General features: G+C 50.5%; 10 protein-coding genes. All 10 read left to right on the forward strand.

What is annotated here, in order from left to right:
• Nucleotides 1-146: 146 nt before the first annotated feature.
• The 10 genes from AC3WRW_RS07505 (at nucleotide 147) to AC3WRW_RS07550 (ending at nucleotide 11,814) form a co-directional block, all read left to right on the forward strand.
• Nucleotides 147-488 (forward strand): c-type cytochrome, encoded by a 342-nt coding sequence (locus AC3WRW_RS07505; protein ID WP_492545719.1) that lies wholly within the window; start codon nucleotides 147-149, stop codon nucleotides 486-488.
• Between the two features lie 147 nt (nucleotides 489-635).
• The gene (locus tag AC3WRW_RS07510; RefSeq protein WP_492545720.1) at nucleotides 636-2,606 is read left to right on the forward strand and encodes an LTA synthase family protein; all 1,971 of its coding nucleotides are present in this window, start codon (nucleotides 636-638) and stop codon (nucleotides 2,604-2,606) included.
• 142 nt (nucleotides 2,607-2,748) lie between these two features.
• A complete protein-coding gene (locus AC3WRW_RS07515) occupies nucleotides 2,749-2,835 on the forward strand; it encodes a putative holin-like toxin (protein ID WP_302847481.1) in 87 nt (28 codons plus the stop codon).
• A gap of 269 nt (nucleotides 2,836-3,104) precedes the next feature.
• Nucleotides 3,105-3,881, forward strand: a complete 777-nt coding sequence (locus AC3WRW_RS07520) for an ABC transporter permease (protein WP_492545721.1) — start codon at nucleotides 3,105-3,107, stop codon at nucleotides 3,879-3,881.
• Nucleotides 3,878-4,669, forward strand: a complete 792-nt coding sequence (locus tag AC3WRW_RS07525) for an ABC transporter permease (RefSeq protein ID WP_492545722.1) — start codon at nucleotides 3,878-3,880, stop codon at nucleotides 4,667-4,669. The genes AC3WRW_RS07520 and AC3WRW_RS07525 overlap by 4 nt, the downstream gene beginning before the upstream one ends.
• Before the next feature lie 32 nt (nucleotides 4,670-4,701).
• Nucleotides 4,702-5,673: an ABC transporter ATP-binding protein gene (locus AC3WRW_RS07530; protein WP_492545723.1), complete on the forward strand. Its 972-nt coding sequence runs from the start codon at nucleotides 4,702-4,704 to the stop codon at nucleotides 5,671-5,673.
• A gap of 16 nt (nucleotides 5,674-5,689) precedes the next feature.
• Nucleotides 5,690-7,984 carry an RNA polymerase recycling motor HelD gene (helD, locus tag AC3WRW_RS07535; protein WP_492545724.1) on the forward strand — a complete coding sequence of 765 codons (2,295 nt, stop codon included), beginning with the start codon at nucleotides 5,690-5,692 and terminating at the stop codon, nucleotides 7,982-7,984.
• Nucleotides 7,985-8,111: 127 nt separating this feature from the next.
• Nucleotides 8,112-9,206 (forward strand): GerAB/ArcD/ProY family transporter, encoded by a 1,095-nt coding sequence (locus AC3WRW_RS07540; protein ID WP_492545725.1) that lies wholly within the window; start codon nucleotides 8,112-8,114, stop codon nucleotides 9,204-9,206.
• Entirely contained in the window at nucleotides 9,203-10,648 is a 1,446-nt protein-coding gene (locus AC3WRW_RS07545) for a spore germination protein (RefSeq protein ID WP_492545726.1), read from the forward strand. The genes AC3WRW_RS07540 and AC3WRW_RS07545 overlap by 4 nt, the downstream gene beginning before the upstream one ends.
• Nucleotides 10,645-11,814: a Ger(x)C family spore germination protein gene (locus AC3WRW_RS07550; RefSeq protein ID WP_492545727.1), complete on the forward strand. Its 1,170-nt coding sequence runs from the start codon at nucleotides 10,645-10,647 to the stop codon at nucleotides 11,812-11,814. Before AC3WRW_RS07545 ends, AC3WRW_RS07550 begins: the two co-directional genes overlap by 4 nt.
• Nucleotides 11,815-11,846: the final 32 nt, after the last annotated feature.

The raw sequence follows: 11,846 nt of genomic DNA on the forward strand, positions 1-11,846 counted from the left end.
TCCTTACCTCAAAATAAACCGCCTCTGCGTGTCGCATACTATGACCAAGAAAGCCCGCGGGGAGGCTTTAAGCTTGGCCACTTCTTTATTTTGCAGCTCATGCTCTGGTATGATGGAGGAAAATCTTTCTTTAAGGAGTTTCCTCTATGAAAATAAGGCTGCTAATCATGATTACAATCGTTCTGATTTTGGGGCTGACCGCCTGCGGAAACGGAAACGACAATGGCAATCATAAGCAAAACGAACCGCAAACAACAGCCGCGAATGCCGATCCTCAAAAGGTTTATAAAAATTTTTGTATCTCTTGTCATGGTAATCAATTACAGGGCGGAGAAGGTCCGAATATTCAAAAAGTCGGTGAGCGTTTGACGGAAGCCGAGATCATAAAGCGCATACAAAAGGGTGGCGGCGGGATGCCTCCGTTTCAAGTCGCGCTCAAAGAAGAAGAACTGAAAGCATTGGCAGCTTGGCTTGCAGACCTCAAATAAAGGGAATGATTGGGAATCCTAAGGTTCCTTTAAGGTTATCTACATATTTTCTTCACAATTGGGGTTTAGAATGGGGCAAGAGGAGAGTGATGCAAGATGCACTTGAATTTGAAGCCCCGGAACCATCTTCATAAAGAGCGGAAAAAGATGAGAACACAACGTCTGGGAGCGACGATTTCGCTAGTACTGTTTTTAATTCTCTTACCGGCACTTTCGGTGACCGGCATGGAGCTGCTCGAGCGCGGCACATGGCATGCCACAATAGATTGGATATCGTCCAATCAGTCGCTTTATCTATTAAATGTAGGACTTACTTTCTGTTTACTTGCTTTCATTTATGCTGTGGTGGGATCCTTGGCGATATCCGGTGCGATTTCGACCTTATTACTTGGTCTCATGGCATTGATTTCTTATATGAAGGTGACAATGATTGGGGAGCCGTTCTTCCCATGGGATATTTTGCTCAATAAAGAAAGTATGGATATTGCTTCGCTAGTGACCGGCAAAGCAGCTATGATACGAATTGGCGCCATTGCCGCCTCCATTATTTTCGTGCTTGCACTCCGCTGGATCATTCCGCGCACGACGATTCCTATTATAGCTAGAATTGGTTTAGGACTGTTCTCGCTCTATGCCTTATATGCTTTCGGAATCAAAACACCGCTGGCCGGCAAAATTCTGGATCATGCAGGCGTGAGCGAAATTATATGGAACCAGCAGGAAAACTATGCGAATAATGGAACGACGCTGGCTTTTACGCTCAACGTCAAAAACTCCATCGTTAAAAAGCCGGACACCTACAGCAACGAGTCTATCGCTGCGGTTGCGGCTTCGCTTGAGGCTTCCGCGCAAAAAGAGCCGGCAGTGAAAAAAGCGTCCGTCGACACGCTGCAAGGGAAAAAGCCGAACGTCATTTTCATTATGAGTGAAGCTTTCTGGGACCCTACGCTGCTGACGAACGTCAAATTCAGCGAAGATCCGGTGCCGACCATTCACCGTTTGCAGAAGGAATCGTCTTCCGGTTACTTGCTGTCGCCTCAATTCGGAGGAGGCACGAGCAATGTGGAATTCGAGGTGCTTACGGGTAATTCCATGAGTTTCCTGCCTGGAGGTTCCATCCCTTACCAGCAATATGTAAGCAAGCCTGTTCCGAGCTTAGCCAGTTATTTTGCCGATCAGGGTTATAAAAGCATGGGAATTCACTCTTACGAAGGCTGGTTCTGGGACCGCAACACCGTCTACAAACAGCTTGGCTTTGAATCTTTTAAAAGCAGCGAGCATTTCGTGAATCCGGAAACGAAGGGGTACTTCATCTCGGATGCCGAGGTGTCCAGAAATATTATCGATGAAGTGGATAAAACCGAAGATCCGATGTTTATTTACACGGTCACGATGCAAAATCACGGGCCTTATGACGATCCGCGGTATGGTGAAAATCAATTCAAGGCCGAAGGCAATTTGACGCCGCAAGCCAAATCGATTTTGGAAACCTATGCACAAGGCGCGCATGATGCCGATCAAAGCTTGCAAATGCTCATCGATCATTTCCAAAATTCCGACGAACCGACGATGATTATCTTCTATGGAGACCATCTGCCGATGCTTGGTTTAGACTATCAAGTGTATAAGGAAGCAGGATTCATCACAACTAGCAATGCCAATGACTGGTCGCTGGAAGAAGTAAAGAAAATGCACAGCATTCCGCTGGTCACATGGTCGAACTTCGATATGCCGAAGCAGGATATTCCGCTGCTCAGCGATTCCTTCTTAGGCGCGCATGTGCTGGATATGCTGCATATGGAGAAACCGGCGAACTTTGCGCTGAATGCGGAGCTGGCTGCCAAAGTGCCGGGACTGCTCAGCAATCTCGTTGTGGATCAGGACCAAACGCTTCATGCAAAAGCGCCTGAATCCGTACAGCCACTTCTGGACGACTACAGGAACGTACAGTACGATCTGCTTTTCGGGAAGCAGTATTTAGCTTCTTACATTGATCATGACTATCTGACGAAAGCGTCTCAACCAAGCTACAACGCCGAGTTTGATAATCCAGAGACGAAGCTCCGGGCAACGGGAGGAAGCAGTCCGCCTGAGGCCACGCCTGCTAGCGTGCAGTAATGCGAAAGAACCTCTACACCATTCATTGGTGGAGGTTCTTTTTTTGGAAGAATTATTGAAAGTTATTTCCAATAGAGTTAAACTATTCTGGTGTACAACTCAACCTCGGGTGCGGCAATCCTCCGGAAAGGAGGACGATGCCATGGAGACTTTCCAAACGATCATGATCATGTTTGCGTTCGGTAGTTTTATACTGGCGCTATTGACATACATCGATAAACGAAAGTAACCCACTTCTAGGTTGACCGCCTGGTGGGTTACTCTCTTAACCATATACTTAGGAGGAAGTCCACCCAAGATTGTACACAGGAGACGGTTAGCGGACCGTCTCTTATTTATTTTTATGATATCACTTCGCTTTTATACTTCGCAACTCCCTTCACAAAAAATAATCATTGCCATACCCAGGGGAATTTTGGTAATATGAAACTCCGTCTCTACGCTGCGGCTGCAGTAGGTATTCGTTTTTTTCGTATGAAAAAACATAGGAGGTGTTTTATGCTTTTCGCGGTTTTAGCCCGCAAGGCATACGCAAGGAATTTGCAGTATCGTGGTTCGCATCTGCTGCATAATGCAGTGAGCGCAGTGTTTGGCTTCATTTATGCAAGTATATGGACGGGGCTCGGGACCGATTCGTCGCTCGGCGATTACGGAGCCAAAGGGATCGTCGGGTACATCGCGTTCAACCAAGCCAGCTTGTGGATTACACAGTTTATGACCAATGGACTGGGGCTCGAGCAGTCGGTGCGCACCGGTCAAATCGCGGTCGATCTCATGCGGCCCGTTCACTTGTTCTATCAGGCGATGTGCCGGGAATGGGGGCAAGTGTGGTATCAGTTTCTGTATAAATTTATCCCGATTTATGTCCTCTACTATTTCATTTTCTCCTTACAGCTTCCACAGAAGGCTTCGGTTTACGGCTGGACAGCGATCGCGCTTGTTTTTGCAGCTTACATCTCCATTTGCATGAATTATCTGATTGGCGTTGCAGCTTTATGGACCACGGAATCCCGTTGGTTTTACTGGGTGAGTTACTCATTCAGCATGCTGCTTTCTGGCTTTTTCATTCCTCTCGAATGGCTGCCGGGCTGGCTTCGCACCATTAGCTTTTATACTCCTTATCCGTATTTACTCTACTATCCGACTCGTATATATTTGCAGCTTGAAGAAGGCACGGTCGTGCTCGGAGCTCTCGCATGGGGCATCGGGTTTACTTGTGTCTGTCTGGCCGTTACGCATTGGGTACGCAAAAAGCTGGAGGTGCAGGGCGGATGATGTCAGTTAAGCTTTTTATGCTGCTGATCAAGGCAAGCTTGCGCAGCCGGATGCAGTACAAGTTCAATTTCCTGTTTTCGACGGCTATGGCATCCTGCGTGCATATCTCGGAATTTCTGATGGTGGCGCTGGTCATGATGCGCTTCGGCAATATCAAGGGTTGGACGCTTTATGAAGTATGCTATTTATACGGCGTGATCATGATTTCCAAAGCGATTTACCGAACGCTGGCCTCCGACGTGCATCACCTGGAGAAATATCTCGTATCCGGCGATTTGGATGCGCTTCTGATACGTCCTGTCCCTGTGCTGCTGGCACTGATGACACAAAACTCACGCGTGCTCTTCGCCGAAATCGGGCAGGGGCTTATTTTGCTCGCCATTGCGATGAAAGCCTTGATGTCCACCGGGCAAATCGGCTGGTCTGCCGTTCCGCTAACCGCCTTAATGATCGTCAGCGGAGCGGTTATTTTATTCGCCATCGGGCTGGCTACCGCTGCTTCCGGATTCTGGCTGACACGGATCGAGTATTTGCAAAATATGACCGAAGACGCCACCCATACAGCGGCCCGCTATCCGCTTTCCCTGTATCCCAAATGGCTGCAAGGCGCACTTCTGGTGCTTGTGCCTGTCGGGTTCGTGAATTACATCCCCGCCTTATATGTGCTCAGACACCAGGGAGGCGCTTGGATGCTGCTTGGGACTATCGCCGTTTCTTGCGCTGCGCTCTGGCTGGCTATGCGGTTTTGGAAGACAGGCTTATCCCGTTATCAAAGCACAGGAAGTTAATCGCCTTACATATAAGGAGGGAAGGGATCGATATGATTACCGTTACGAATTTGCGAAAAACATTTCACACCCCGCTAGTCCAAGAAGGCCGGTTCTCCGGCATCCGCACCTTGTTTTCACGGGCCTATAAAGAGAAAGAAGCGGTACGGGACATCAGCTTTGAGATTGAATCCGGCGAGTTCGTCGGGTATATTGGACCTAATGGTGCGGGAAAATCAACGACGATCAAGATGCTGACCGGCATTCTTCATCCGACCTCGGGCGAGGTGTTGATCCACGGCTTAAGTCCGCAAAAGCACCGAAGGCGCGTCGTCGGCAAGCTTGGCGTCGTGTTCGGACAGCGCAGCCAGCTGTGGTGGGATTTGCCGGTTAAAGATTCCTACGAGATCTTAACAGCCATGTATGGCGTGGACGAGAGCGTCTCACGCCGCAGATTAGGGGAGTTGAATGAACTCCTTGAGCTGAAAGAACTGCTGGATATGCCTGTGCGGAAGCTCTCGTTGGGGCAGCGGATGCGCGCCGATTTGGCGGCTTCCATGCTGCATGATCCGGATATTTTGTTCCTGGATGAACCTACGATCGGGCTCGACGTAGTCGCGAAGAAGAACATTCGCAGCTTTCTGCAAACGTTAAATCGAGATTTCGGCAAAACGATTTTGCTGACGACGCATGATATGGACGATATTGAGCAGCTATGTAAAAGAGTGGTCGTGATCAATCACGGTCAGATCGGATATGACGGCTCGATCGATACGTTAAGGGACCGCATCGGTTTGCCGACGATGATGAAGATCACGTATCGCGGCAGCATCAACGTGCCGGCGAGTTGGGATCTGCCGTTCCGCGTGGTGGAACAGGAGGCGAACGTCCTCACAATCGCCTGCAACCGCCAGGAGCTAAAGGCGATGGACGTACTGCGTATCGTCAGCCTTTGGGGCGATATGGACGATGTCCATATGGAAGAGCCGGAGTTTGAAGAGGTCATACACGGGGTATACCAATAGGCAGGAGGGAGAATAAATGCCAATTGAAAAGGAAGAACGGGAGCGGGAAGCGCAGCGCGTTTCCTCTGTACGCTCCCAAATTCAGGAGCGAATGGTCGATCTGGGAGAGACGGTCGATCAGCGCCGCTCTGAAGTAACCGCGATTGGCCGCAGCTTTTGGGACGATATTTCGGTCAATGCGGACAATGCGGACGATATCATCGAAACAGCGGCGAGTATGGCCCAGCAGGAGCATGTCCTGCAGGGTCAGAAGCGCAGCTTTCAAGTAGCCCAGGATGCGCTGTATAAGCTGCAGCGTGTCGTCGATGCGCCGTATTTTGCGCGCATTGATTTTCAGGAACAAGGTGAGCCGGAGCGTGAGAAGATCTACATCGGCCTCACTTCCTTCATCGATACGAAGACGGATGAAATTCTCATCTATGACTGGCGTGCGCCGATTGCCAGCTTGTTCTATGACTACCCGCCGGGGCCTGCGACGTACCGCACACCGGAGATGGATGTCAGCGGCGAGCTGCTGCTTAAGCGCCAATATATCGTTAAAGCCGGCGAACTGCAGGATGTGTTCGACACCGGGATCTCCATCGGCGATGAGATGCTGCAGAAGATGCTCAGCCGCAGCGCCGACGAGAAAATGCACAGCATCGTAACGACGATACAGCGCGAGCAGAACCAGATCATCCGCGATGACCGGCACAAGGTGCTCGTCGTGCAGGGCGCAGCCGGCAGCGGCAAAACCTCGGTCGCCCTGCAGCGCATCGCGTATTTGCTGTATAAATACCGGACGACGCTAAGCGCCGATAATATGATTCTGTTCTCGCCGAACTCGCTGTTCAGCGATTACGTTTCCCACGTGCTTCCGGAGCTGGGCGAAGCAACGATGCAGCAGACGACCTTTCAAGATTATTTGACCCATAAATTAAGCGATACGGGCCTTAAGCTCGAAGATCCGTACGATCAGCTCGAATTCATTCTTACCGGAACAGAGCAAGACTCCGCGTACAAAGCCCGTCTGCAAAGCATTTCGTACAAAACGTCGGCAGCCTTTCTCAATGTCATTGAGGCCTACGGCGAAAAGCTGAAACATGGCGGCATCCGCTTTCACGATCTAGCGGTAGGAGCGAAGGTGCTGATTACGGCCGACGAACTGAGCGAGCGTTTTTACGGCAAAACGTCGATTCTTGCGCTCGGAGAACGCATGGAGCAATTGTCGGAGTGGATGCTGGAGAAGCTGGATGAGATTCAAGCGGATGCGCAGAAACGGTTTTACCGCAAAATGGTGCGGGAGCCCAAATATATGGGCACAGAGCCCGAGATGAAGAAGATGAGCAAAATCAAGGCGCATAAAGCCATTGCTCCGCTGAAGGAGAAAGCGAAGAGCCTTGCTTATGTCGATGTGCTCGGAATGTACCGCGATCTCTATACGAACCGGGAGCTGCATCAAGAACTGATCGCGCAGGCCGGCCAGCAGCTTCCCGAGGCTTGGGAGAGCATCAGCTCCTTCACGGCGGCTGCCCTGGACCAAGGGATCCTGCATTACGAGGACGCCACGCCGCTGGTTTACTTGAAGGGACTTGTCGAGGGACAACTTCGCGTAGGGACGATCCGCTACTGCCTGGTGGATGAGGCGCAGGACTATTCGCCGTTCCACTATGCGTATCTGAAGAAGCTATTCCCACGTGCCCGTTTTACCCTGCTCGGGGATTGGAATCAGGGAATTTTTACCCACGCGAATGCCGCCAGCGACGCGGACGGCGAAGATTCTAAGAACGAGTACAGCTCAATCAGCGAGCTGATGAAAGAGGACGAGACGGAGACGATCCGTCTCGTCAAAAGCTACCGATCCACGCGTGAAATCGTGGATTTCGCCAGCCGCGTGCTGCCGTTCGGCGAGCCGATCGAGCCGTTCAGCCGCAGCGGCGAGGCGCCGCGCCTTCTGCGCGCGGCCAGCGAGAACGAGCTGCGCCGCTTGGTCGCGGATGCGGCGCTGACCCGCCAGCGCGGCGGCGCAAGCTCCGTCGCGATTCTGTGCAAGACCGCGCGCGAGACGGAAGCCGCGCACGAAGGCTTGAAGCCGCTGCTGCCGGGTCTTGCGCGGATCACGAAGGAGACGCTGCACTATGAGGCAGGCGTGATGATCATGCCGGCGTACCTCGCCAAAGGGCTCGAGTTCGACGCCGTGATCCTCTACGACGCCGGGGCGGCTGTCTACGCGGAGGCGAAGGAGCGCAAGCTGTTTTACACGGCTTGCACCCGCGCGCTGCACTACTTGGATGTCTGCTACCTAGGAGAATTGACACCATTTCTCCCGTAAACTTGACCGTCTCTCGATGAATCGGGAGGCGGTTTTTTTGTATTCGCCGCGGTCTGCATAAATCCACCTTGATGGGAAATCTTAACTTATAAAAAGCTTCCACCTACTACCAAGCGGGAGATCCCTTATGCTTACAGCCAAGAAAATTACAGCACTTCAATTGTTCTACGTCATCATTATTTCGATTGCGATAACGAATCATGTCCTATTGATTCCTGTGCTGCTGCATTACGGCAAACGGGATTCCTGGGTGGGAGTGGCGGCTTCAATCGTTCCTACATTAATGTGGATATTTCTTTTGTATTTCATTATAAAACGCTCTAAGCAGATGAACATGCTGGAATGGATCCGGCAAAGATACGGAAATTTCATCGTCGTACTCCTAAAAACGGTTGTTATCCTGATCGCCCTGACCCATGCGGCCATTACTTTGCAGGATATGGTGACTTGGACGCACGTTTCCTATTTGCCCAGGACGCCGCCTGTCATGATTTCTTTGACATTTATGATTTTTTGCTTCTTTGCCGCTCGCAAAGGGATACGCGCAATTGCGATAACCTCGGGCATTTTGCTGCCGGTGGTGGTGATCCTTGGCTATTTTGTCATGGGCGTTAATTTTCAATATAAAGATTACAGTTTGCTCACCCCTCTATTTACACATGGCTACCGACCGGCGCTAAAATCGATGTATTTAGCCGCCGGTTCTTCGTTCGAGCTGCTAAGTATCGTCTTTCTTCAACATTATGTGGATACTCGTATCCGATTGTCTGCCCTGTTGATCGTAGGAGCCTGCTTAATCGGTCTAACCCTGGGACCCTTAATTGGGGCCATTACGATATTCGGACCTTTTGAAGCTGACGACCTCAGGTATCCGGCATTCGAACAGTGGCGTATGGTGACGTTGGGGAAATATATTTCCCATCTGGATTTTTTATCTATTTTCCAATGGATATCCGGTGCGTGTATTCGAATGTCTATGTTGATGTTTCTTAGTGTGGATGTACTGATGCTGCAAAAGAAACGCGCCCGGACGATCATCTTAATTGGAATCTCCATATGCTTCGTTGCGATGAGCCTTCTGCCGATCACAGACAACCAAATGCTGTATTTTGTCCAAGCCTGGTATTACCCTATGATGTTTATCGCCGGTGCCGGTTTGCTCTTTGTTCTGCTTGTGTTGACCATCTTGCCGGTGAGGCGAAAGGAGAAGGTGACGAAGTGAATGAGCATGAATTGCGGGACCTATTTGCGTCGTCGGCGGACGTCATCATCAAGATGTACCCTTTACCCGGAGTTAATCAAAAGGTACTGTTGATGTTTTGCGAAGGGATGATCAACAAGGACCACATCGAGCAGCGTGTGCTCCCTAAACTTCAGGACTTGATCACTCTAAGGCAGGATAAGGACATATCTGCGCTCGATCTCCCTACGCTGCTTCAAATGCAAGAATTGACGGGACCTGATACCATCGCAAATATGTCCGTGAGTGTATATGCAGGATTCCTTATCTTGTTTTTTGAAGATCAGCAGCGCTTCTTTGCGCTCGATCTGTCCAATCCTCCCAACCGCACACCGGAAGAATCCAATACGGAAACTTCCATCAAAGGCCCGCGCGACGGGTTCACAGAGGGCATCGTGACCAATGTTGCGCTGATTCGAAAGAGGCTGCTGACCCGTAGTCTTTGTTGTGAAAAAATGCAAATCGGCAAGCGCAGCCATACTTCCATAGCGCTCTTGTATATAGATGATATTATCGACCCGGATGTGCTTCAGGACGCAAGGCGCCGCTTGCAAGCCATCGATCTCGATGCTTTAGTCTCCAGCGCGCAATTAGAGGAATTGTTAACGGAGCAGAAATACAATTTCTTCCCCTTGCTGGATTATGCGGGAAGACCTGATTACGTAACGGACAGCTTGCTGCGCGGGCGATTCGCCATTATTGTCGACGGATCTCCGATGGCTCTGTTAGCTCCGGCGAATCTGATGTTTATTTTAAAATCACCGGAAGACGTGCACAGCCCCTTTTATTATGTGGCATTCGAGCGCGTTCTGCGTCTGGGGGGACTGGTTGTTGCCACCTTGCTGCCGGGTTTTTGGATTTCGCTGTCCGCGTTTAATCTCGATCAAATTCCTTTTTCACTTGTCGCCACGATCTCATCATCCAGACTGGGATTACCGCTATCGGGACCGTTGGACTTTATTATCATGCTTCTGTTGTTTGAACTGTTTCGTGAAGCAGGTGCAAGGCTGCCGAAAGTCGTCGGACAAACCGTTACGGTTGTAGGCGGGCTGATTGTCGGAGACGCAGCGATTCGTTCAGGCATTACAAGTCCTACAACCCTTGTCATAACGTCAATCTCGACCATAGCCATGTATACCCTCGTCAATCAAACCCTGGCCGGAACGGTTACGCTGCTGCGGGTGATCATTTTATTGGCATCGACGGCTTTTGGCATTTACGGCTACATGATGTCTCTCATCGGACTCATCTTGTACGTGTCGACGCTGGAGTCGTTCGGTGTCCCGTACTTGTCGCCGTTGTCGCCGCCGCGCTTCAAGGAAATGATTCCGGCCATTCTTGCCAAGCCATTCCGCAGCATGAAATTTAGGCCGAAGATGTTAAGTCCGAAGGATAACACCCGTCAGAATGAGGATCGCCCATGATTAGGCCCATGAAGCGTTTAGGACGAATCGTGATTGGCCTGCTGCTTATCGTCAGCCTGACGGGCTGCTGGGATATCAAAACAATCCAAGATACGAACTACTTAACGGCGGTAGGCTTTGATTATCAAAAAGGGAAATTCATCGTCTACGGACAAATGTTGGATTTCGGTTCCGTTGCCAAGCAGGAGGGTGGCAAACAAGGGCAGCCGCCTCAGATTTGGGTTGGCCGTGAAGAGGGCGAAACCGTTAATGAGGCTTTCAATCGATTGTACAAAACGACGCAGCAGCGTGTTTTCTGGGGGCATGTCAATGCCTACCTCTTCTCTAGCGAAGCCCTGAAGCAAGGGATCGGCAAATTTCTGGACGGGTCCGTGCGATTTAGCGAAACGCGATATACGCAGTGGATCTATAGTACGGACGAAGCCATTGAGGAAATTTTCTCCATCATTCCGTTCTTCAACGTCTCCCCGATGTCTTCCATCTTGATGCACCCTGTAGATAACTACCGCCAACACTCTTTCATTCGACCATTTCGGTTGTACAGGGCCGCCGCACTGCTTCGTGAACCCGGTTACACGGTGATGATGCCGACCTTGACCATTCGGGACGATGTTTGGGTGAAAAATGAAAAGCCCGATCCCAAATTAGAAGTCAGCGGCGTGTATTCGCTCGGTGAACATAATAAAGTAGACTGGTTTTCGGAGAGTCAGTTTAAGGGAGACAGGTGGCTCGAGAAAAGCACGGCCCGTACGCCGCTAGTCGTCTCCATCGACGGCAAGCCCGTCCAATCGGTTTCGATTCAACGCCCGAAACCACGCATTACGCTGCGCAAAGGCGGCAGCCTGATCTTCGATGTTCACGTAAGATGCAAGGCCATTATTGTCGAGATCGTCGAGAAAGTAGACGAGGAGCCACTTCGGAAACAAATTGAAAAGCAGATAGCCGAGGAAATCGACTACACGTTCAAGCAAGGCAGAAATCGCGATGTCGATATCTATCAGCTGGAGCATGTGCTGTATAAACAAGACTTCGGATTGTGGTCCAAGCTTACCGACTACGGCAAGCAGCCGCTTGAGGGATATCGGCTTGGCGATATCCATGTTGAAGTTCGACTCACGCATTCGGGGATGCTGAAAATGACTGATAAGAAGGAGCAGCAGTACTGAAAGTTGGGATTCGTGAGGGGAAGTGGGGGATG

The organism is Paenibacillus sp. FW126-R14 (assembly GCF_058789495.1).